The sequence below is a fragment of the Ligilactobacillus sp. WC1T17 genome, from assembly GCA_900110005.1.
GTDB classification, from domain to species: Bacteria; Bacillota; Bacilli; order Lactobacillales; family Lactobacillaceae; genus Ligilactobacillus; species Ligilactobacillus ruminis_A.
The window spans coordinates 1-22,447 of sequence record FOCC01000005.1 but is presented as its reverse complement, the minus strand read 5'-3'; the positions used below and the strand labels follow the sequence as shown (position 1 = coordinate 22,447).

Here is a 22,447-nt window from a genome sequence, read left to right as displayed (position 1 = left end):
GGGGCGCAAAATGACTATTGAAATTGCAACGGATTTAATGCGGGACGCCTTAATGCGGATTTTAATTGTTTCAGCACCGGTTATCTTAGTAACCATGGTGGTGGGACTTATCATCAGTATTTTCCAGGCGACAACGCAGATTCAAGAACAAACACTGAGTTTTGTGCCTAAGTTGGTGGCGATTTTTGTTACATTGATTTTAGCAGGTAATTTTATGATTAATATCCTGCTGGAATTCACACGCAATGTTTTTAATATGATTAGCAAGCTGTGAGGTAAGATTATGAGCATGGTTCAAATTCAAATTCTTGGTTTGATTGCCTGCCGCATCTTTTCCTTTATGGCAACAGCGCCGATTTTATCGGAAAGAAACTTTCCAAATCTTTGTAAAATGGTTTTGGGCTTTTCTTTTGTAATTGCAGCCTTTCCTTTAGTGACAGCTTTTGATAAAGAAGTCGGCATTGTCGTTTTCTTGCTCATGGCGATTAAGGAAACGGTCTTTGGTTTAGCGATGGGCTTTATTTGCCGGCTGGTTTTTTATGGCGTTATGATGACGGGGCAATTTATTGATTTCCAAGTTGGTTTTATCATGGCGCAAGCTTATGATCCAACAATGCAGACAACGACATCGCAATTTGGCAAGATGTACTATTGGTTAGCTACGATGGTCTTTTTTGCTACTGGTTTATATCGGCAAATGATTCGCGGCTTGGTAATCTCTTTTCAAATTGTCAATTTGGGATATCCTAAGCTGTCTAATCTGACCATTGGCGGAGTGGTCAAATTATTTACCCAGTCCTTTGAAATGGCCTTCAGCTTAGGGGCGCCGATTTTAATGTCGGTCTTGTTGATTGATATTGTTTTAGGGATTTTATCGCGGTCGATTCCGCAGCTTAATATTTTGATGTTGTCGTTAAATATTAAAACAACCGTAGCTTTCATTATCCTCATGCTTATTTTGCCAAATGTGATTGACTTTTTAAGCAGCAGCTTGTCAGATACAATTCAAAATATGGCTGATTTCATTAAATCAGCAACATAAATTACGAAAGGTGGGTGAGAAGTGAGATGGGTGATAAAGATGGAAAAACAGAAAAACCGACTGCCAAACGTTTGCGGGATTCGCGCAAACGTGGGGAAGTGGCTAAAAGTATTGACGTGGTTTCAGCCGTCGCACTTTTGGTATACGCCGTTTTGTTTGTTCAACTTTGCGAATTTGCCATCAACCACTTCGCGCCTTATTTTGTTAATTATTTAACGATGTTATCTGATCCCAGCAAGGCTATGGATAATCTCAATAAGATTTTAATTCAAGGCTTGTTGATGATGCTTATTATGGCAGCGCCTTTCATGGTGATAGCTATCTTTATTGGGATTGCAGGTAATTTCATTCAGGTGGGCCTCTTATTTACGACCGACCCGCTGAAACCTGATTTTAAAAGGCTCAATCCAATCAATGGCTTTAAACAGCTTTTTAGTCTTAGTGCTTTGCAAAATTTTGCCAAATCACTGATGAAGTTAGCCATCGTAGGCTACTTGTGTTATCAAGAGTATGTGAAAGCTATTCCTGAATTAACTAAGCTTGATGGTGTCGGTACAGGGAAGATTTTGCAATTTACCTTAGATACCTGCAAAAATTTAGGAACAAAAATCGGGGTTTGCCTAGTAATTATTTCGGTTTTTGACTATGCTTTTCAGCGGTATACTTATACCAAAAACTTGAAGATGACTAAGCAAGAAGTCAAAGATGAAGTTAAGCAAATGGAAGGTGATCCGCAGGTCAAGGCGCAACGGAAGCAAAAACACCAAGAAATTGTGCGCAATGCGGTTTCGAAGGTTAAAGATGCAACCGTAGTTTTAGCCAATCCAACCCACTTGGCCATTGCCATTCAGTATGATGCTGCTGGTGCTGGGGTTCCACAAGTATTGGCCAAAGGGGCCGATGACGTGGCGATGCGGATGAAAGAAGAAGCGCGCAAGCAAAATGTGCCCATTATTGAAAATAAACCTTTAGCGCGGGCACTGTATCCTAAAGTTAACCCAGGTGATTTTATTCCGGCGGAATTTTATGAAGCCATTGCGGAAGTTATTGCCTTAGTTTACAAGTTGGAACGTGAAGCTAAAGGTAAAATTTAGCTAGACAGGAGGAAGAAAGTTGGCCAAGAAGAAAAAAGCGCAAAAAGTCGGTTTGTCCAGACCTGAAATTATTATTTCATTTCTTGTGGTCGGCATTGTGGGATTGATCATGATTCCATTGCCAACCCAGGTATTGGACGTTTTGATTGTTACTAACTTGACAATCGCCATCAATATTTTATTGATGACTTTGTTTACCAAGACTGTCTTGGAATTTTCAACTTTTCCAACTGTATTGCTGTTTACAACCATGTTTAAGCTAGGGCTTAACATGGCTTCAACCAGATCAATTTTAACATCTGGCAATGGTGGGAAGGTTATCGAAGCCTTTGCCGATGTCGTGGCTGGTCAAAATTATGTTGTTGGGATTATTTTATTTGTAATTATCATGATTGTGCAATTGGTCGTCGTTACGAATGGGTCAGGACGTGTCGCTGAAGTTTCAGCACGTTTTACCTTGGATGCGATGCCTGGTAAGCAAATGGCGATTGACTCAGACCTTAATTCTGGTGCCATCACCGAAGAACAAGCCCGCAAACAGCGGCGGGATTTACAGCGGGAAGCTGATTTTTATGGTTCCATGGATGGTGCTTCCAAATTCGTTAAAGGGGACGCGATCGCTGGGATTATTATCGTGCTGGTTAACTTGATTGGTGGGACCATTATCTTTTCCGTCAATGGCAGTATGACGGTTGTTGATGCGCTGAATCAATTTGGTAAGTTATCCATTGGTGATGGGTTGGTAAGTTCAATTCCTTCCTTGCTGATTTCATTAGCAACTGGTGTTATTGTTACCCGTTCAGAAGATGATAGTACTTTTGGGACTGATATGGCTAAGGACGCTTTAAGAAATCCGCAGCTTTTCCGGGTTGTCGGTGTTATCCTGCTGATTTTGGCGTTAGTACCAGGTTTCCCTAAAATTCCATTTATTGCACTGTCAATCGGTATGTTTGTGGCTAATAGCCTGGTTAAGAAAAATGAAGAAAAGGCCATTGAAAGAAGACGCCGTGAAGAGCAGACTTTGGCTTTAAAGCGTAAAAAAGAAGCTCAAGACGAAGAAGAAGATGTGGCTTCCTTCCAGGTTGAACCTTTGTCAATTGAAATCGGCTATGGCTTGATTCCTTTGGTTGATAGTACCGTTGATAATAGTTTGATGAACCGGATTGCAGCTATTCGGCGGCAAACAGCGCATGAATTAGGGATTTTAGTCAGCCCAGTGCGGATTAGAGATAACCTCTATTTGAAGGCTAATGATTACTCGATTAAAATTCGTGGTAATGAAGTGGGACATGGCGATATTTATCCTGATAAATTTATGATTATCAGTCAATCAGATGATGGAACTTTTCCTTTCCAAGGGATTAAAACCAAAGAACCAGCCTTCCAATTGGATGCGATGTGGATTGATGCCAAGGATAAAGAAAATGCCGATTTGCAAGGATTTACTATTATTGAACCTTTGACGGTAATTGCAACACATTTGAAAGAAGTTATCTATAGCCACGCTCCTGAACTTTTGGGACGGCAAGAAGTTCAAAAGCTGCTTGAAGGGATCAAGGCTACCAATAATGTCGTTATTGATGAATTGATTCCCGACATTATGCGGTTGGGTGAAGTTGAAAAAGTTTTACAAAACCTGCTTGAAGAAAAAGTTCCGATTAATGACTTGGCAACCATTTTGGAAACATTAGCCGATTATGGGACAGTTACCAAAGATACTGAAGTCTTGACAGAATATGTTCGTCAAGGCTTGCGACGGACAATTGCCAATAAATACGCTGATGAAAATGACAAGATTAATGTGGTTACTATTCATCCTAAAGTCGAAGAAATGGTTTCACAAAGTATTCAAAAGACCGCTACAGGCTCTTATCCAGTGATGAAGCCTGAAAGTGTCAATAAGATTTTGACAGCCATTGGGAATATGGCACAGCAAATGGCGCTTAATAATAAGCAGTATGTCATTTTGACATCGCCTAAAATCCGCTTAGCCTTTAGAAAGCTGATAGCCTTTAACTTCCCTGATATTGCCGTTTTATCGTTGAATGAAATTCCTAATGAAATCACGATTGAATCGACCGGTAATATTGAAATTTAGTTAGTTTAGTTTTAGTTAGTTTAGTGAAAGGAGATGGGCTATTGCATGTATGAAGTTGATCGTGAACAAGAGATAATGAAGTATTTGCCGTTAGTTGAACGGGTAGCCAATCGAATTTCCATTAAAAATACGGAATATGAATATGATGATTTCTACAATATTGGGGTAATCGGTTTGATTGATGCGATGCAAAAGTTTGATGCCAGTAAAAAAGTTCCTTTTGAAGGTTATGCGACGATTCGCATTAAAGGGGCAATAATTGATGAAGTGAGACGTCATGCCAAGATATCACGCTACCGCATGGAAAATGTCAATAATTTTTACAAGGTCAAACAAGAGCTGAATCAAAAATTGAAAAGAGAGGCTACTGATAAAGAAATTGCTAAAGAAATGGGGCTTACCCAAGAGCAGTTGAATGATATCTATGATAATATTCAGTATCTTTCGTCAGTTTCTTTAGAAAAAACCATTTTTGCTGAAGATGAAAATGTTTCTCTCAAAGATGTTATTCAAGATAATCAAACACCAAACGGCGAAGATGAGCTTTTAAAACAAGAGCGTAAAGCAGAGCTGATTCAGGCTATTCAAAAGTTAACTGACAGAGAACAGTTGATTTTAAGTTTATATTACGAAGAAAATGCTACGTTAAAAGAAATTGCGGCGATATTAGATATATCGATTGCACGTGTGTCGCAATTGCAGGGACGCGCGATTGCTAAATTGCGCAGTTATATTGAGGAGGAGAGTGCTAAATGATTCGAGCAATTGATACTTTGAAAAGTAATTTTGAAGTTTTACAAAAAAGACAAGAAGCGACAGCAGGAAATGTCGCTAACGTTAATACCAATGGTTATCGGGAAAAGAAACTCTTCCAATCAACCTTAGAAAATGTAGCGTTACATAACTATATGGGTGGAGTAAAAAATAACCAATGGGTTGATGTTGGTGATTTTACTTTTGGCAACCAAATTGATGGTTCATACTTGAATACATCATCAGGTGCTTTAAGGCAGACTGATTTGCCAAATGATTTTGCCATCAATGGTGCCGGTTATTTTACGGTGCGGATGAATAATGGCCAAATTGGCTATACCCGCAATGGTAATTTTACGGCTAATGAACAAGGACAATTGGTAACACAAGAAGGCTACACCGTTTTAGGAGCTAATGGCCAAGCGGTCGCAGCCAATACGCAAAATCCGCAACTGATGGTTGTGACTTTTAACGACAACGTTGAATTAGAAAATCAAGGTAATACCATCTATACCACCAATGCTGCCGGAACCCAGATTCGAGGCAATGTCATTCAAGGCATGCTTGAAGGATCAAACACCGATGTAGCTGAAAATATGGTTGATTTGATTAAAACTTCGCGTGAATTTGAAGCTAGCCAAAAGGCTTTGAGTACCATGAATAGCACCTTAGAGAAGGCTGTTAATGGTTTGGGCAGCATTTAGGGGGTAATTAGCGATGAATATGGGACAATTATTATCAATTAGCAAGTCCGGATTAACCGGTTATCAAAATTATTTGGATGTCATTTCAAATAATATCGCTAATGTTGATACTAAAGGTTTTAAAGACAAGCGGGTGGCTTTTCAAGAATTGCTGAACAATGGCACTTACGAAAATGAAGTCGGCTTATCTGACAATGCCCAGCCTTTAGCCATGAATACTGGGGTTAACATTCAGCAAGTCAATGAAAATGAAGCTCAAGGCGCTTTACAAGAAGCATCAGGTGTCTACAATGTGGCTATTGAAGGTGATGGCTATTTTGGGGTAAGGGATGCCAACAATAACCTCTATTTAACGCGTGACGGCTCTTTTTACCGTGATTCGCAGGGAAATTTGGTTAATCAAAATGGTTATCAAGTTGATGTTCAATCCCAACTTCCTGCAAGTCAATGGCCGACAACCGGCGCAGTCAGCATTTCACAGCAGGGATATGTGTCCATTGGCAATACACGGGTTGGACGGATTTTGATGTATCGTCCTGAAAATTCAATTGATATGAATGCAGTCGGAAATAACTTGTACCAATGCACTGGTAATCTTATTTCTTCAGCTAATACCAATAATGGTTTTGGGATTATTCATCAGGGAATGTTGGAAAATTCAAACGTTGATATGGCCGATTCTATGTCGAATCTAATTATTACGCAAAGAGCTTATCAGCTCAATGCTAGAGCTTTACAAACGACTGATGAAATGATGGAAACCATCAACAAGTTTACAGAATAAGGTGATGCCCTTTGATTAAATTTACAAACGTCAGCAAGCGTTACGACAATGGCAACTATGGTCTGTTAGATGTTTCATTTAAAATTGATCAGGGGGAATTTGTGTATGTTGTAGGCAAAAGCGGTGCTGGCAAATCAACGCTGCTCAAGATGTTCAACCGTGAAGAAATGCCCACTTCAGGTGAAATATTGATGGGTAACGTTGCACCTAATAAGCTAAAAGCCAAACAAGTTTATAAATTGCGACGGCAAGTAGGCGTTATTAGACAAAAAGACCTCTTTTTACCAAGGAGGTCTGTTTTTGAAAATATTGCTTACGCTTTGGATGCTTGTGAAGTTGATCCTGCAAGGCATCGGGAACTGGCTTTAAAAGCCTTAAAGACCGTGGGAATGGAAGCTTTTTTTGACCGGCAGATTGAAGCACTATCGATTGGACAGCAAAAAAAAATTGCGATTGCGCGGGCGATTGTGAACCAGCCGCCGGTCTTGGTAGCGGATGAAGCAACAGCTAATTTGGATGATAAATCAGCGCTGGACATTATGCGTGTATTCACCAAGATTAATCAGCAGCATTTTACCGTAATTTGTGCCAGCCATGATTCAACGATGGTTAACACCTTCAGGCACCGAACATTGGAACTTTCATATGGAAAATTAGTGCGTGATGATCCTTTTGGCGGATATTCATTAAAATCTGACCCAAAGGACATATATATATGGTAGATTATTCGCAAAAAATTAACAAAAATATACGATATTATTAGTATAGGATCTTCAGTTGGAAATTAAAAAAAGGAGGGCAATTTTTTAAGCAAATTCAAATGAAGATTAAGGGTAATAGTAAAGTTGAAAGGACGTCGTTTCGTTATGAAAAATGTTTTAAGAAAATTAGTTCTATCTTTTATTACATTAGTCATCGTGGTGGCAGCTTACTTCTTGGTTGCACCAGCTAATAAGACTGTTTATTGGGTTTGTGCAGTTATCTTTATTGTTTTGCAAGCTTTATATTTGTTGTTTGGCAACCGGATTGTTGAACAAGCAGGCTTAAGCAGCTTAGGCTTTTTAGAAGATCACTTGCAACAAATTGCTTCAGGCGACTTGCGCAAGGTCGATGAATTAAAAGAAGCTGAAGATGATACCACTGATCTTGGCCGGATTGCTTCTTCAATTCATGCCGTGGGTAATACCTTTAAAGGCTTCACTTATCAATGGACTGAAGATAATAAGGAATCTGAAAAGACAATCTCAGCTTTATCAAATGCTGTCAGTCGTGCTAAGTCATCAACTGATAATGTCGGCAGCACAATGGATTCTTTATCTGACAATGCTCAATCAATGGCACAACATGCACAAGTGGCTACAGAAGATATGAATTCTTTGGCCAATGATATTGATGATATCAACAATGTTATCAATCGCTTAAGCACTTCAGCCGATAAGTCGCAAGAAACGAATCAACGCAACAAAGAAATTATGAGTGCCGTTGCTAGTTCTTGGAGTGAAGAACGTAAGCAGCAAGAACGTTTGGTTCAAGAAGTTGATCAAATGAACAAAGATATTCAAAGTATTGGCAATATCGTTTCTTTGATTAATGATATTTCGGAACAAACCAACTTACTGGCTTTGAATGCTTCTATTGAAGCTGCACGTGCTGGTGAAGCTGGTCGTGGTTTTGCAATTGTGGCCGAAGAAGTTCGTTCCTTGGCTGAACAGTCAGGTTCATCAACAAAGAGTATCCGCGAAATTGTTGAACAAATCAGACGGACTTCGGAACGCATCACCAGTGAATTGAATGAATCATACAGCAATGGTGAAAAGCAGGACAAGGATTTAAAGCAGGCTATTTCAGCTTCTAATGAAGTATCACAAGTGGTGGATGACTTCTCAACAAGTATCAAGGATATGCAGGCAATTGTTCAAGGTGTGGTTGACGTTAAAGACCGTGTAACAGATGCTTATACCAGTATTGCAGATGAAATTGATCAAACATCAGCCGGTGCTCAACAAGTAGCTGCTAGCTTTGAAGACGTGCGCGATTTGATTAATGAATTTGAAAAAGTCGTTGATTCTTTGCAGGAAAATGTTGATTTGAAGAAAATCCAGCAAAGTGCTTTTAAATTATAATTTAGTTGAAGAAAGGAATTGGCGATAATGGAACAATATGTAGTATTTGAAAGTCACAATCAATTGTTCGGTTTGCCTGTAACTATTGTTCGACGGGTTGTTGAAACAGACAAATTTATTCCCCTCCCTGAAGTAGCTGATTATGTTTTGGGGGTTTACGAATATGAAGAACAAATGCTTCCAATTATTGACTTGGGACGCAAATTATTTAATGAATTCACAGAACAGACACATGATGCCAAAGTTATCTTGTGCAATTGGCGCGATCAATCATTAGGCATCTATGTTGAAAAAATCATCGGGATTGTTTACCTTGAAACAACTGATAATCAAAAAGACCTTGAAAAGGCTAAATTAAAGCGAGGCTATATCGGTCAATTCTTGAAGATGGACAAGGATGTTGTTATTTCGCTGGAACTTGATTATTTATTCAACAACGATGAATCCAGCGGCTTAATGAGTTCTTTGGATGATATGGAAGCTGATAAGGCTCTCAGTTCAATTAGCACTGATAATTCAGATGCAGACAAGGAGACCAATGAATAGCGATATCAAGGTGGGAATTGCAGATTATAAAATCGGACAAGCACCAAATCGTATTATGACGGTGGGATTGGGGTCTTGTATCGGAACGATAATCTATGATGAACGGACAAAAATTGGCGGGTTAAGTCACATTATGTTGCCGGATAGCAAACCTTTTGCAGGCAAATCAGACATTAATAAGGCTAAATTTGCAGATACGGCAATTCCCCTGATGTACAAGGAATTAAAGAAAAAGGTGCCCAACGGACGTTTTAAGGCTAAGGTTGTTGGCGGAGCTAATATGTTTTCCTTTAAGTCAACCGCTAGCAATACCGGCAATATTGGCCAAAGAAATGCCGCTGCGGTAATGGAAGTGCTGAAAGAATTAAGGATTCCCGTGGTGGCTTCACATACGGGAGGAAATTCAGGGAGGACCATGATTGTTGATCTCAATGACTTTACCTGCATGGTGAGAATTGTGCATCAAGATGTTATTTATATTTAGAAGGGAAGATACCAAGTGATAAAAGTATTAATCGTCGATGATTCGGCATTTATGCGGAAAGTAATTACTGACCTTTTAAAAAAGATGAATGGCGTTGAGCCAGTTGATATCGCCAGAAATGGCAAGGCTGCAGTAGATTATTTAGCAGACCATAAGGATATTGATTTAGTTCTGATGGACATTGAAATGCCAATCATGAATGGTATCGACGCCCTCAAAGAAATTAAACGTAAATATAAAACGCCAGTTATTATGCTCAGCGCTTTGAGCAATCAAAGTGTAACCATTGAAGCTTTGGAACTTGGGGCGACTGATTTTGTTACGAAGCCGGTTAATCTGACTGCCATTGAAGCAGATTGGATTAACGATTTGGAAGTTAAAATCAAGGCCTCGCAAGATACGAAAAATGCTCGTTTGCATCCTTCCTTTGAAGCGGATCGCAAATTGAAGAAAGAAATTGCCAATACTGACAAAAAATCAGAGCTTGAATTAAACCGCAATGTTCAAGCTGTTGTGATTGGTTCATCAACGGGTGGACCAAAAGCTTTATTGACAGTTATTCGCAGCTTGCCACAAAGAAGCAAGGTTCCAATTTTTATTGTGCAACATATGCCTAAGGGCTTTACCAAGTCCTTCGCTGAACGGATGGATGCGGAATGCGGCCCTAAGGTGGTTGAAGCAGAAGACGGCATGTTAATTGAAAAAAATACCGTTTATCTAGCTCCGGGTGATTTTCACATGACAATTGATGGTCACAAGATTTCCTTGAATCAAAAGCCTAAATTGCATGGGACTCGTCCAGCTGTTGATTATCTGTTCAAGAGCGCCGCTTCGGTATATCGCAATCATTTAGTGGCCTTTATCTTAACCGGTATGGGTCATGATGGGGCTGATGGCATGGTTGATATCGCTAAAAATGGCGGTTATAACTTTGCTCAAAATAAAGAAACATGTGTTGTGTTTGGGATGCCAAGAGCAGCTATTGAAAAAGATGTTGTTAATGAAGTTATGAGTTTAGATGAGCTGGCAACGAAAGTCAATCGGATTGTTAGGTGATAAAAATGGCATTGAATTTTGATTTTTTCAATAAATGGGTCCAAGATAATTTGGGCATTCGTTTAGAAGCATATAAAGAACGTCAAATGCAAAGACGGATTGGCAATATCATGAAGACAACCGGAGCACAGACTCTGGAAGAATACGCTAAGATTTTGTCAACCGATGATAAGGCAAGAGAAGCTTTCATTGAACATTTGACGATTAACGTAACTGAATTTTACCGCAACAAAGATATTTTTAATGAATTCGAAAAAGTTTTAAAAGATGTTGTGGCGAAAAACACAACCAGACCTAAAATTTGGAGTGCAGCTTGTTCCACAGGTGCAGAGCCTTATACTTTGGCAATGATTCTTGATAAGGAAAATATCAATGGCTCGATTGTGGCTACTGATATTGATAAAGTTATCTTAGATAAGGCTAAAAAAGGACAATATGCTCCATCTGAATTAAAAAATGTTTCCAAAGAAGATTTATTGAAATACTTTACGAAACAGACAGATGGCTCATATGTCGTTAAACCTAGTTTGAAGCAAAAGATTACCTTTAAGCGGCATGATTTATTAAAAGACCGCTATGAGAGCCGTTGTGATGTAATTGTTTGTCGCAATGTGACAATCTATTTCAAACCCGATGCACGTGATGAAGTTTACAAAAACTTTGCTGAAGCATTAAATCCGGGCGGAATTTTCTTTACAGGTGCGACTGAGACAATTAACAACCCTGAACAGTTTGGGTTGCATAAAGTTGAATCATTTATTTACCAAAAGGGATAGGCTCGCAGAAGGAGGAATTATTCATGGCTGATGATAACAGTGTTTACCGCGACCTCTTTTTCGAGGAAAGTGATGACAATTTACAAACATTAAACGACAATATTTTGGAACTTGAACAAGAACCAGACAATATTGACTTGATTAACAGTATTTTCCGTGTTGCCCATACTTTAAAAGGAATGTCGGCAACCATGGGTTATGATGTTATGACCAAGCTGACCCACAAGATGGAAGATATGCTTGATTTATTTAAAACCGGCAAACTTAAGGTTAACAGTGATCATATCTCCCTTGTATTTAAATGCTTGGATAAATTACAAGAATTGGTTGATGACTTGCGCGATGATAAGGAACTTTCTGAAGATCAGATTACTGATTTATGGAATGAACTTGACCGTGTTGAATCATCTGCTGAGCAAGGCGAAGCTGGTGGAGAACCTAAGCCGGCCGAAGAAAAACATGATGATGGTGCTTTGACAACAAAATTTGAACATTTTGATGATGCTGATATTGATGTTGTCGGTGAAGCTAGAGTTGAAGGCATGAATGCTTACACGATTGCCATTCGATTGGATAAGGAAACCCTTTTAAAAGGGCCACGTGTTTTCTTGATTAATGAACACTTGGAAAAAGACGGGGAAATTATCCGGACAGAACCATCAGCTGATTTGCTTGAAGATGGTGATTTTGATACTGATTATCGAATGATTTATATCACTAAAGATAGTTTAGATGAAGTTAAACAAAATATTGAATCAAATACTGAAATTGACAGTTATTTGGTAGAAGAATTTAAAGCACCTGAAGAAGATAAAGAGGAAGCTCCTAAAGAGGAAACTAAAGAAGCTCCTAAACAAGCCGAACCAAAGAAAGAAGCCAAGCCGGCTGCTAAGAAGCCAGCTAAAGCTCCCGCACATAAGGTTAAAAATCAAGCCATTCGTGTTGATTTGAACCGTTTGGATCGTTTCTTGAACTTAGTATCTGAATTAGTTGTTTACCGCAATCAATTGGAAGATGCAACTAACCGTGAAAGTATTGGCGAAATAAATGATTCGCTGGAACAAGTTTCACGTTTGACATCTGAATTGCAAGATTTAGTTTTGAAAATCAGAATGCAGCCGGTTAGTGTCGTCTTCTCCCGTTTCCCACGGATGATTCGTGACTTGGCTAACCAGCTTCACAAAGAAATGCACCTGGAAATTATTGGTGAAGAAACGGAATTAGATAAGACCGTTGTGTCTGAATTATCAGAACCAATGATTCACTTGCTTAGAAATTCAGCCGATCACGGTATCGAAGATCCTGAAACGAGAAAAAAACTTGGTAAGCCTGAAGAAGGTACGATTACTTTGTCAGCTTATCAAGAAGGTAACAAGGTCTTGATTACTCTGTCAGATGATGGTAAAGGTTTAAACCCTGAAATCATTAAAGCCAGTGCTGAAAGAAAGGGCATTGATACGACAGGATTAACTGATCGTGAAATCCAAATGTTGGTCTTCCACCCTGGCTTTTCAACGGCTAAGAAGATTACAAGTATTTCCGGTCGTGGGGTTGGACTTGATGCGGTTCAATCTAAGATTACAGAATTAGGCGGATCAATTGATGTTGAAAGTAAAGTAGACGTTGGAACAACAACTGTTATTACCTTACCATTGACCCTTTCCATTATTCAGGCTTTGATGGTTAAGATTGGCAACGAAAGCTTTGCTGTTCCTTTGGATGTAGTTGAACGGGTAGTTATGATTCACGAAAAAGATATCATGAAGACGTCTAACCGCGAAGTATGCAAGTTCCAAGAAGGATTGATTCCAATCATCAGAACTGATGAATTGCTGCAAATGCCACCTTCTGATTCAGATAAGAAATATGCGATTATTGTTAAGAGTGGTAAGCAATACTTTGGTATTTTGGTAGATCAAATGATTGGACAGCAAGAAATTGTTATCAAGAAGATTGATCCAATGCTGCAAAAGATTAAGAAGTATCAAGGAGCAACCATCTTAGGTAATGGTTCCATTGCATTGATTTTGGATGTTAACGCTGTATGCAACGGGCGATAGGGGTATTTGATGAAGCAAAAATATACTGATTTGGAGCTTGATGGCTTAAAAGAAGTTATGAATATTGGCGGTGGCAATGCTGCTACTAGTATTTCACAGATGGTCAATAGTAAAATCGATATGAAAGTTCCAAGTGTTGAGATATTATCATATTCCGAACTTTATGATAGAATTATCTCAGACGATGTGGAAGTTCATGCCATTTTAAGTCGAATTGTTGGTGATTTTGAAGGCGCGCTGCTGTTTGTTCTGTCAGATGACGCAGCTGATAAGCTTGCCGGATTAATGATGGGAATGGATGATGTTACTGGCGTTGAGCGGGAGGTTAAAGCCTCTGCTGTAAGTGAATTAACCAACATTGTAGCTAATTCATTTTTAAGAGCAATTGGATCGATGCTGAACATTCAGCTGGTAGCGTCACTTCCCGATGTTTCATATGATTATTTTGGGGCTGTGATTTCTAGTGCATATATGGCATTTGACCAATATGATGAACAAGTTATGGTCATTAGAAATGAGTTCCTGTACATGGACGACAAGTTGGATGCATCCTTGTTTTTGATTCCAGAAGTCGGGATGCTAGATAAGATGTTTAAGTCATTAGGAATTTGAGAGGAGATAATAACAGTGGCTAAAAGAATTTTAATTGTTGACGATGCGGTCTTTATGCGAATGAAGTTAAAGGATATTTTGGAAAAGAACGGCTATGAAGTAGCTGGCGAAGCCCAAAATGGTCAAGAAGCATTTGATAAATACCAAGCAGAAAAACCAGATTTAGTAACGATGGATATTACTATGCCGGAAGTTGACGGCCTTGATGCGCTTAAGATGATTAAGCAAGCTGATCCTAATGCTAAAGTTGTTATGTGCAGTGCCATGGGGCAACAAGGCATGGTTATGGATGCAATCAAGTCTGGTGCCGTAGACTTTATTGTTAAACCATTTGATACAGAACGTGTTATTCAATCTTTAGACAAAGCGCTTTCTTAATGATTTGGAGATGATAATATGCAGATGATTATGTTCAAAATGGACGAGGAAAATTATTTAATTTCAGCTAAGTCCGTCGAAGAAATCATCGACACTGTACCAATCACTTACGTTCCCCTTGCTCCAAATTGGATTAAAGGTTTGATTAATTTGCGTGGGAATGTGATGACAGTCGTTGATTTGTCAGAACTGATTGGCATCCCTTCACCTGAGAAATGTTTAAACATTTTGATTATGAAGAATGAAAATAACGAAGAGGATCGTAAGGGACTTTTAATTGAAGAAGTTAGTGAAGTTGTTGATATTAATCCTGATGATATCGAACTCCCGCCGGAAAAGGCTGGGGACACAGCTTATATTGGGGTAGTTTCCTTAGGCGATAAGGTAGCTAATGTGGTTGATGTTACCAAGATGATTTTTGAAGATACAACCGCTAAGGCATAAAAAAGTTAGTAGTTAGTTGATTAGGAAATTATAGCGGAAAAGGAAGGATACGTGTGGATCAGGTACTGACGCAAGAAGAAATCGATGCTCTTCTCAATGCGATGAATACGGGCGAGATTAGCGAAGATACAATTGAACAAGAACAAGATAATGCGCCAAAGGTCAGAAATTATGACTTTAGACGTCCTACTCGTCTTTCGAAAGACTACATCAATACCTTGCACATGATCTTCGAGGACTTTTCCAAGATGGCTGGTAATGTATTGTCAACACAGCTTCGGACGAATGTTTCCGTTGACTTGGCTGCGATTGAACAGGTTAGTTATGATGAGTTTATGCACTCGATTCCGAGGGTGACGATTTTGGGAATGTTCCATTCTGAACCGTTGAAGGGAACGCAAATGCTGGAAATTAATCCGCAATTGTGCAACTTGATGGTGGAATTATTGTGCGGGGGTTTAGAAGTTAGAAGTCAGCACCCAGATGAAGAGATAAAGACTAAAGAAGAATTTTCTGACATTGATTTGGCTTTAATGCAAGAAATCATCAAGGAAATGGTTAATGTTTATCAAACTGTTTGGAAAGACATTGTTGTTTTAGACTCTAAATTTGATTTAATTGATACTAATCCGCAGCTTTCGCAAGCAATGTCACCTAACGAAGCTGTTATATTAGTAACCTTTACAGTTAAGGTATTTGGATTAAGTACTTTCATCAATCTTTGTATTCCATATGTCTTCCTTGAAGGTATTTTGGATAAATTGAGTATCCGTAATTGGTTCGATTCCAGCAATGACGACAATGAAGATGACTTGCGTGATATTAGACGTGGTTTGAACAATGTTGAAATGGAAATTACCACAAAACTGGGCGATGTTCAAATGAGCGTGGCTGACTTCTTGAATCTGGAAGTCGGCGATGTTGTCCGGTTGGACAAGAAGACCACGGAACCGCTTGAAACGTATATTGAAGACGAGCCATATTACACTGTAAAGCCAGGACAAAAGGATGGCCAGTTGGCAATCGAATTATTGGATAAGATGGAAGGAGAAGAAGATCAATGAGTGACGGTTTATCACAAGAAGAAATTGATGCCTTGATGAATGGCGGCACTGTTTCGGATGATAGTGAAAAAGACAGCGCTAGTGCTCAAGCCGAAGAAGCTAGTGCTGAAGCAGAAGAAAATAAAGAAGAAGACGAAGCTGTCGAAAACGCTTCGTTGGAAGCAGACGATGAAATTATTGCCGGCATGGATGAACAAGCCCGCATGGACTTGATTGGTGAAGTTGGTAATATTTCAATGTCACAAGCAGCAACGACATTATCTTCAATTTTAAACCATCGAGTATCAATTACTACTCCAAGGGTTACCAAGATTAAATTCAGATCTTTGGTTGAAGGTATTAAAACACCTAAAGTTGCAACGACCGTTGAATATAAAGAAGGTGTTATCGGCACTAACTTGATGCTTTTACAAGTGCGCGATGCTTCAATTATTGCCGATTTGATGATGGGCGGCCCTGGTAACGCCAAGGATGATGGCGAATTTGGCGATTTAGAATTGTCTGCGGTGGCAGAAGCGATGAACCAAATGATAGGATCAGCTTCGACTTCCATGGCTACCATGATTAATAAAAAGGTTGATATTTTGCCGCCAAAGGTTAAATTATGGGGTGAACCTGATAATATTTCTTATGATAGTATTGACCTTGATAGTGTGGTATATCGAATTTCTTTTGAACTTGATGTGGAAGGCTTAATTGAAAGTGAAATTATGCAAATCTTCACCAGGGAAATGGTTAACGATATTGCAGCGGCAATGATGGCTGATAAGGCTACGGTGGTTAGTGACCGTGAATTACCGGCTGACAATAAGGCACAAGCGGCACCGCAACCGGCACCGCAGCCGCAACCAGCACCACAGCCGCAACCGGCACCACAGCCGCAGCCGGCACCACAGCCGCAGCCGGCACCACAGCCGCAGCCGGCACCACAGCCGCAGCCGGCACCACAGCCGCAGCCGGCACCACAGCCGCAGCCAACACCACAACCGGCACCGCAGCCGGTTGAAGTTAGTCGTCCTACTTTCCAAACCTTGGACAGTACTTCCCAAGCTGAAGGGGATAATCTTGACTTGCTGATGGATATTCCTTTGAACTTGAGTGTTGTTTTGGGAACGAGCAAGAAGTCGGTGCGTGAAATTTTGACCTTTAATACCGGCTCGGTTATCGAATTAGATAAGTTAACCGATGAGCCGTTGGATATTTTGTTGAACGGTAAATTGATTGCGCGTGGCGAAGTTGTTGTTATTAATGATAATTTCGGTGTTCGAATCACTAGTATCTTGTCACAAAGTCAAAGAATTAATAATATGAAATAATTAAGTCAAGGTAACTTTCAAATTTTTTTCATATTTTCAAAAAAAGTTAAACTTTAAGGGTTTAACTTTTTTTTTAATAGACGATATAGTGTAGTAGAGATAACTTATTAAGGAGGCGAACTTTCATGAAAATCCAAAGAAGTTATGTAGATTATTCAAGTCTGACAGCTTTAAATGGGGTTAAACCCTCAGTTAAGCAAGCTAAGACCCAATCTGCTGGTGATCGGGTAAATATTTCTGATACAGCCCAACAGCTTCTGGCAGGTGCAAAAGTCCAGTCTTCCGATTCGGGCATCGATTCAGCCAAGGTGGCACGTCTGAAAGCAGCTATTAATAATGGGACCTATACGGTTTCGGCACAAAATATTGCTGATCGGATGTTGGCTGCCGTTGATGAAGAGAGGGCATAGCTATGAAAGAAGCAGAATTTCAACGCTACTTAGTGAAATTCAAGGCAATTTTGAAACGTGAAAAACGTTATTTAATTAAAGATGATGGTGAAAAAGTGACCGCGATTGCTGCCGAAAAGGAAGAATATATTCCGATTTTTAATGACTATGAAGGTCCTATTTCAGATAAGACTAGAAAACTAATCGATGAGATTCAAAATTTGCAAAGTTTAAACATGATGCTGACAGAGCAGGCCATTGCTTTTCAAAAGAATTTAATGGATTCTATCCAAAGAAATTTAAAACAGCCTGCGGGCACTTATTCCAAGTACCAGCAACAGCCTCATGAGAGTGCAATTTCATTGTTTGATCAAAAAGCGTAGGGAGGTTAAGTTATGTCAGGTTTATTTGGTGCTTTAGGTACCGCTACAAGTGGGTTATCAGCGAACCAGGTTGCATTGCAAACCAGTGCCCACAACATTGCCAATACAAACACCGATGGTTATTCACGGCAACGTGTTCATATGACGACTAAACCACCATACGTGGTAGCCGGTACAGGTTCTATCGGGACAGGTGTTAATGTTACAGAAATTACACGTGATGTTGATGATTTTGTTCGTTCACAGATTCGAGCTGCTAATTCAAAATATCAGTATAATACGCAAAAATCTGATACTTTAGGCCAATTGGAAGACATTTTAAATGAACCTTCAGATGATGGTGTTGTTACTTCGTTAAACACCTTGATGGATTCATGGCAAAAGTTAGCTGAAAACCCTGAATTAGGTACTTCTAAAACGCTGGTTGTTGAAAATGCCAATTCGTTTGTGGATACAGTTCATCAGATGGCAACATCAGTTGCTCAGCTTAAAAAAGATGCTGTTTCAAGTTTGGAAAAATCCGTTTTGGACTTTAACGAAGATGTTAGCCAATTGAGTGATTTAAATGAAAAAATTTTTGCTGAATCAGCCAGTGGGGAAACGCCCAATGATTTGCTGGATCAGCGTGATAGTTTGCTCAAGAGTATGTCAGGTCTGGTCAATATTTCAACAACTTTTGATTCTTATGGGCGGACTACAGTTAGTCTTGATAATCAAACTATTCTTAATTATGTAGGCACCACTCACAATACCTTGAGTGTGGTCACCGGTTCAGATGCTTCGGGTAATGCAGTCGTATCTGTTGGCGGTGATTCAACAGCAGCTTCTGAATCTTTAGGCCAATCAGCTGATTTGGGACAAGTGCTGTTAACTACAACTGATGCTGATGGCAATAACACTTATACAGAAATCACAACTTCTGAAGGTGACATGGGCGGCTATCAAGCTTCCACTACGGAAATTCAAGAGCACATGGATGAATTGAATGATTTCGTGGCCAAAGTGGCTAAGGTTACCAATATTGTGATGACTGACGGTGCCAGCCAAACCGAAAATGACGGTACAGCTAAAAGCGGCGTTTTCTTTACTTTAGGCTCGGATTCTTCCCAATATGCACTTAATTTTGCAGTTAATAGTACTTTGCAAGATGATCCTTCCAAGTTAGTTGCTGGGGTAGCTGATTCGAACGGGGACATTGCTGCTGGCGATGGATCAAGAGCACTAGCAGTTGCTTGGGCGATGAAGACTAAATTTGCTACACCGGTAAGTGATAGTGATTTATCAACCTACGATACATCAACCATGAAGTTCACGGAAAATCAAGATGGGCAAACATTTGCTGAAACATTCAACAATATTGTTACTAAAAACGGTATTTCAAAGCAAAAAGCCGACAACATGGCTTCAGCCCAAAAGACGGTGTTGGAAGATTTGGAAAGAAAAGATCAATCAGTTTCAGGGGTTAACTTGAACGAAGAAATGTCTGATGTGATTAAGTTCCAGCAAGGCTTTCAAGCTAATGCACGTGTGTTGAGTGTGATCAGCGAAATGCTTGATACTCTGGTTAATAAGACGGGGGTATAATTATGAGAATTTCAACTAATATGACCAGTACTGATTTCATCAATAACTTGGAAACAGCGACTGATCGGGTTCAAAAAACCATGAACCAGCTTTCTTCTTTGAAAGAATACAATAAATCTTCTGATAATCCGTTAGCAGTTTCAAAAATTATGGATTTGAACGTTTCTTTGGCGGAAAATAAATCTTATGCAACGACCATCAGTGATGCTACTAGTTGGGTGCAAACACAAGATAGCGCTTTGCAATCTGTTTCAACAACCTTAAATAGTATTCGAAGTATCATTGTTTCGGCTAATAGTAGCGGTTCTTTGACGCAAGATGAATATAATGCTTATAAGACCCAACTTTCGCAAAATATCGGGACGATCATTGATGTTTTGAATACAAGTTTTGATGGACGTTATATCTTTGGTGGCTCAGCGACAACTACTAAGCCATTTTCAGCAGTAACAGATAATGATGGTAATATTGTTAGTTTGCAATATAACGGCAATACTTCTGAACTTGACCGCGAAATTTCAAACGGGGTTTCGGTAACCTTGCCAACCAATGGGATGCGGGTTATGAAAGATGGTGACGGTAACAATTTAGGTACTTTCTTCACCGAATTGATGAATGATTTAGAACAAGCTGGGACTTCAGCTGATTCCGTTTCAGAAGATTTGTCAAAGAAGTTAGATCAAATTGATTCTTTAAAGAACAATGCTGTTAATTATGATACTAAAGTCGGTGCGATTGAAAACCGCTTAAAAGCTGCTAAAGATCGGAATAGTACCGAAAAGACAACTTTAAAAGATACCTTATCCACAAGACAAGATGTCGATGTTGCCGAAAAATATATGGAATATCAAAACCAAATGTTATCTTATAAGGCTGCTTTGGCGATGGGAACCAAGATTATGCAAACCACAGTCTTGGATTACATGTAAAAAAACAGGTTTTTACACCTGTTTTTTTATTTTATCTCTTAATTTTTAAGGTTAATGACCGATTATGTAACTTGTAGAGGTTATGATTTTACTTTACATCATGTTAAACATTTCCTTTTAAAATCAACAACTAACTAACTGACTTGCCGCCATCTCTCCCTGGATGACGGTTTTTTTATGCATACAGCTTATTATAATGCCGGTCAATAAAATTCACTGTATCAGTGACGTAAGGCTGATAGTCTTTTCCATAAACAGCCTTTAAAGTTAGCGTAACCAGCAATTGTTCAGCGTTAGTTTGTAACATTTTTAAAGAACTGGGCTGATAATTTTTTTTAGCTGCCTGGTAAATTTGTTCAGATTTGTGAAAATCAAAACTTTCTAGCAGTTCGCCGACGGCTTCATGCTGCATGCGATAGAGTTTTTGACATATTTTTTGATTAGCTTGATAGGTATCTTTGAAAACATTTAATTGATACCAAAGTCCTCCTTGAACAAATTGGAACAGTACGAAATTATTAGTGATTTTGGTTTGGTGAATTTTATTGAGCATCACCCAGCTGGTGGAATGCCTTGAGGTTCCGCTAAGCGGCATTAAAATCATTTCTCCCCAAACATAGGCCAAGGGGCCAATTCGTCTTTTATTTTGGGGTAGACAGGTTCTTTCAAATAAGAACCCCAACTTTTGTTTTGCGATAAAATTATTGATAAGACTTTTGGTATATTTAGGTGTGGCGATAATTTGGTAATCATTGATAATTAAAGCATTAATTGGACCAAAATGCTGGTAATTTTTTAAATGGACATCTAAAATGAGATTAGTTTTTTGCGGATGAATCGCAGCTTCAGGTTGATAAAGAGCTAATTTCAATAACTGCGCTAGGCCTGTTTGACTTAAATCCACTGTTTTACACATAAAAGGACCCCCTTTTTTAAAACTAGTGTAATCGCTTACGTCAAAAGGAACAAGTCTTTTGACTATATTAATCAAAATATAATGAATACAGCTTTTTTGTTATGCTTTTTTAAATAAAAGCGGGCTATTACAGGGTTAAAAAAGGCACGATGCAGGTTAAAATACAATTTGTTCAGCTGCTGATCAAAATTCACATAGGGGGATATATAGACGTGAAAGAATTGGATGAAGCTGTCAGTTATTTAAAAAAGGACAATCATTTGGGGATGGTTTATGGCATCATGAAAAAATATGGCGTGAGGCCTGAGCAAGAAGATTATGAGGACCTGGCTTTAAAGGGGCAGATTTTATTTATCAAAGCTTATTTGGAATGCATTAAAAAGGGGATTTTACGGGATGGTAAAATTTTGGCTTATAGCTATCAAAAAATAAAATGGGGCTTGCTCGATGCCCTGAAGCAAAAAGCGCGTTACCAAAAGCAGATTGCCGCCCCAAATAAGGATGAAACTAGCGATTTTTTAACGAATTTACCGGATAAAAACTTAAATGCAGAAAAAAAGCTTATTTTAAAAGAAAATCTACAACAACTGTTTTTACAGTGTAATTTACGTGAAAAAAAGTACCTGGCGCTAAAATTAGCAGGTTTAACGGATATGGACATTGTTCGTAAATATCATCTCAATCATACGCGTGTTTATCGCGTTCGCAATAAAGTGCGTCAAAAAGCTTTTAAAATTTTTTTCAATTAGGGGTTAAACATTTCTTTAAAGCGACGATATAAAAAGTGTAATCGAGAAACGATTATTATTAACCATGCAAGGAGGAAACAATTATGCGTATTAATACAAACGTAGCTGCCATGAACACATACTCACGTTTAACAGCAGCAACAGAAGCAAAGGCAAGTTCTCT

General features: G+C 39.0%; 25 protein-coding genes. 24 read left to right on the top strand and 1 reads right to left on the bottom strand.

Annotated elements, in window-relative coordinates; translation table 11 throughout:
- The first annotated feature begins 10 nt into the window (after nucleotides 1-10).
- The 23 genes from fliQ (at nucleotide 11) to flgL (ending at nucleotide 20,619) form a co-directional block, all read left to right on the top strand.
- Nucleotides 11-274: a flagellar biosynthesis protein FliQ gene (gene fliQ, locus BMX26_RS04115; RefSeq protein ID WP_075530196.1), complete on the top strand. Its 264-nt coding sequence runs from the start codon at nucleotides 11-13 to the stop codon at nucleotides 272-274.
- A gap of 9 nt (nucleotides 275-283) precedes the next feature.
- The gene (locus BMX26_RS04110) at nucleotides 284-1,042 is read left to right on the top strand and encodes a flagellar biosynthetic protein FliR (protein WP_075530195.1); all 759 of its coding nucleotides are present in this window, start codon (nucleotides 284-286) and stop codon (nucleotides 1,040-1,042) included.
- Between the two features lie 26 nt (nucleotides 1,043-1,068).
- On the top strand, nucleotides 1,069-2,136 hold the full coding sequence (gene flhB / locus BMX26_RS04105; RefSeq protein WP_075530194.1) for a flagellar biosynthesis protein FlhB: 1,068 nt from the start codon (nucleotides 1,069-1,071) through the stop codon (nucleotides 2,134-2,136).
- A 19-nt stretch (nucleotides 2,137-2,155) separates the two neighbouring features.
- Complete coding sequence (gene flhA / locus BMX26_RS04100) at nucleotides 2,156-4,234, top strand: flagellar biosynthesis protein FlhA (RefSeq protein ID WP_075530193.1); 2,079 nt, start codon at nucleotides 2,156-2,158, stop codon at nucleotides 4,232-4,234.
- 45 nt (nucleotides 4,235-4,279) lie between these two features.
- Nucleotides 4,280-4,990, top strand: a complete 711-nt coding sequence (locus tag BMX26_RS04095) for a sigma-70 family RNA polymerase sigma factor (RefSeq protein WP_075530192.1) — start codon at nucleotides 4,280-4,282, stop codon at nucleotides 4,988-4,990.
- Complete coding sequence (locus BMX26_RS04090) at nucleotides 4,987-5,691, top strand: flagellar hook-basal body protein (RefSeq protein ID WP_075530191.1); 705 nt, start codon at nucleotides 4,987-4,989, stop codon at nucleotides 5,689-5,691. Before BMX26_RS04095 ends, BMX26_RS04090 begins: the two co-directional genes overlap by 4 nt.
- A 13-nt stretch (nucleotides 5,692-5,704) precedes the next feature.
- The gene (locus BMX26_RS04085) at nucleotides 5,705-6,475 is read left to right on the top strand and encodes a flagellar hook-basal body protein (protein WP_075530190.1); all 771 of its coding nucleotides are present in this window, start codon (nucleotides 5,705-5,707) and stop codon (nucleotides 6,473-6,475) included.
- Between the two features lie 11 nt (nucleotides 6,476-6,486).
- Complete coding sequence (locus BMX26_RS04080) at nucleotides 6,487-7,197, top strand: cell division ATP-binding protein FtsE (RefSeq protein ID WP_075530189.1); 711 nt, start codon at nucleotides 6,487-6,489, stop codon at nucleotides 7,195-7,197.
- Nucleotides 7,198-7,341: 144 nt separating this feature from the next.
- A complete protein-coding gene (locus BMX26_RS04075; RefSeq protein WP_075530188.1) occupies nucleotides 7,342-8,598 on the top strand; it encodes a methyl-accepting chemotaxis protein in 1,257 nt (418 codons plus the stop codon).
- Nucleotides 8,599-8,625: 27 nt separating this feature from the next.
- A complete protein-coding gene (locus BMX26_RS04070; protein ID WP_075530187.1) occupies nucleotides 8,626-9,144 on the top strand; it encodes a chemotaxis protein CheW in 519 nt (172 codons plus the stop codon).
- A complete protein-coding gene (locus BMX26_RS04065) occupies nucleotides 9,137-9,628 on the top strand; it encodes a chemotaxis protein CheD (protein ID WP_075530186.1) in 492 nt (163 codons plus the stop codon). Before BMX26_RS04070 ends, BMX26_RS04065 begins: the two co-directional genes overlap by 8 nt.
- Nucleotides 9,629-9,643: 15 nt before the next feature.
- A complete protein-coding gene (locus BMX26_RS04060; protein WP_082272476.1) occupies nucleotides 9,644-10,684 on the top strand; it encodes a protein-glutamate methylesterase/protein-glutamine glutaminase in 1,041 nt (346 codons plus the stop codon).
- A gap of 5 nt (nucleotides 10,685-10,689) precedes the next feature.
- Nucleotides 10,690-11,460, top strand: a complete 771-nt coding sequence (locus BMX26_RS04055) for a CheR family methyltransferase (RefSeq protein WP_075530185.1) — start codon at nucleotides 10,690-10,692, stop codon at nucleotides 11,458-11,460.
- Nucleotides 11,461-11,483: 23 nt separating this feature from the next.
- Complete coding sequence (locus BMX26_RS04050; RefSeq protein WP_075530184.1) at nucleotides 11,484-13,520, top strand: chemotaxis protein CheA; 2,037 nt, start codon at nucleotides 11,484-11,486, stop codon at nucleotides 13,518-13,520.
- A 9-nt stretch (nucleotides 13,521-13,529) separates the two neighbouring features.
- On the top strand, nucleotides 13,530-14,132 hold the full coding sequence (locus BMX26_RS04045) for a chemotaxis protein CheC (RefSeq protein WP_075530183.1): 603 nt from the start codon (nucleotides 13,530-13,532) through the stop codon (nucleotides 14,130-14,132).
- A gap of 15 nt (nucleotides 14,133-14,147) precedes the next feature.
- Nucleotides 14,148-14,510 carry a response regulator gene (locus BMX26_RS04040; protein WP_075530182.1) on the top strand — a complete coding sequence of 121 codons (363 nt, stop codon included), beginning with the start codon at nucleotides 14,148-14,150 and terminating at the stop codon, nucleotides 14,508-14,510.
- Between the two features lie 18 nt (nucleotides 14,511-14,528).
- Nucleotides 14,529-14,954, top strand: a complete 426-nt coding sequence (locus tag BMX26_RS04035; protein ID WP_075530181.1) for a chemotaxis protein CheW — start codon at nucleotides 14,529-14,531, stop codon at nucleotides 14,952-14,954.
- A 53-nt stretch (nucleotides 14,955-15,007) separates the two neighbouring features.
- Nucleotides 15,008-16,018, top strand: coding sequence for a flagellar motor switch protein FliM (gene fliM, locus BMX26_RS04030; RefSeq protein ID WP_075530180.1), 1,011 nt, complete (start codon nucleotides 15,008-15,010; stop codon nucleotides 16,016-16,018).
- Nucleotides 16,015-17,334 (top strand): flagellar motor switch phosphatase FliY, encoded by a 1,320-nt coding sequence (gene fliY, locus BMX26_RS04025; protein ID WP_075530179.1) that lies wholly within the window; start codon nucleotides 16,015-16,017, stop codon nucleotides 17,332-17,334. The genes fliM and fliY overlap by 4 nt, the downstream gene beginning before the upstream one ends.
- Nucleotides 17,335-17,459: 125 nt before the next feature.
- Nucleotides 17,460-17,744 (top strand): flagellar biosynthesis anti-sigma factor FlgM, encoded by a 285-nt coding sequence (gene flgM / locus BMX26_RS04020; protein WP_075530178.1) that lies wholly within the window; start codon nucleotides 17,460-17,462, stop codon nucleotides 17,742-17,744.
- A gap of 2 nt (nucleotides 17,745-17,746) precedes the next feature.
- The gene (locus tag BMX26_RS04015; protein ID WP_075530177.1) at nucleotides 17,747-18,106 is read left to right on the top strand and encodes a flagellar motor switch protein; all 360 of its coding nucleotides are present in this window, start codon (nucleotides 17,747-17,749) and stop codon (nucleotides 18,104-18,106) included.
- A gap of 12 nt (nucleotides 18,107-18,118) precedes the next feature.
- Nucleotides 18,119-19,690: a flagellar hook-associated protein FlgK gene (gene flgK / locus BMX26_RS04010; protein WP_075530176.1), complete on the top strand. Its 1,572-nt coding sequence runs from the start codon at nucleotides 18,119-18,121 to the stop codon at nucleotides 19,688-19,690.
- A 2-nt stretch (nucleotides 19,691-19,692) separates the two neighbouring features.
- The gene (gene flgL / locus BMX26_RS04005) at nucleotides 19,693-20,619 is read left to right on the top strand and encodes a flagellar hook-associated protein FlgL (RefSeq protein ID WP_075530175.1); all 927 of its coding nucleotides are present in this window, start codon (nucleotides 19,693-19,695) and stop codon (nucleotides 20,617-20,619) included.
- 175 nt (nucleotides 20,620-20,794) lie between these two features.
- Here the strand turns inward: flgL and BMX26_RS04000 are convergent, their stop codons facing one another.
- Nucleotides 20,795-21,535 (bottom strand): hypothetical protein, encoded by a 741-nt coding sequence (locus tag BMX26_RS04000; protein WP_075530174.1) that lies wholly within the window; start codon nucleotides 21,533-21,535, stop codon nucleotides 20,795-20,797.
- A 212-nt stretch (nucleotides 21,536-21,747) separates the two neighbouring features.
- On the opposite strand from BMX26_RS04000, the gene BMX26_RS03995 reads away from it, so the two are divergent.
- Complete coding sequence (locus BMX26_RS03995) at nucleotides 21,748-22,284, top strand: hypothetical protein (protein ID WP_082272473.1); 537 nt, start codon at nucleotides 21,748-21,750, stop codon at nucleotides 22,282-22,284.
- Nucleotides 22,285-22,447 lie beyond the last annotated feature (163 nt).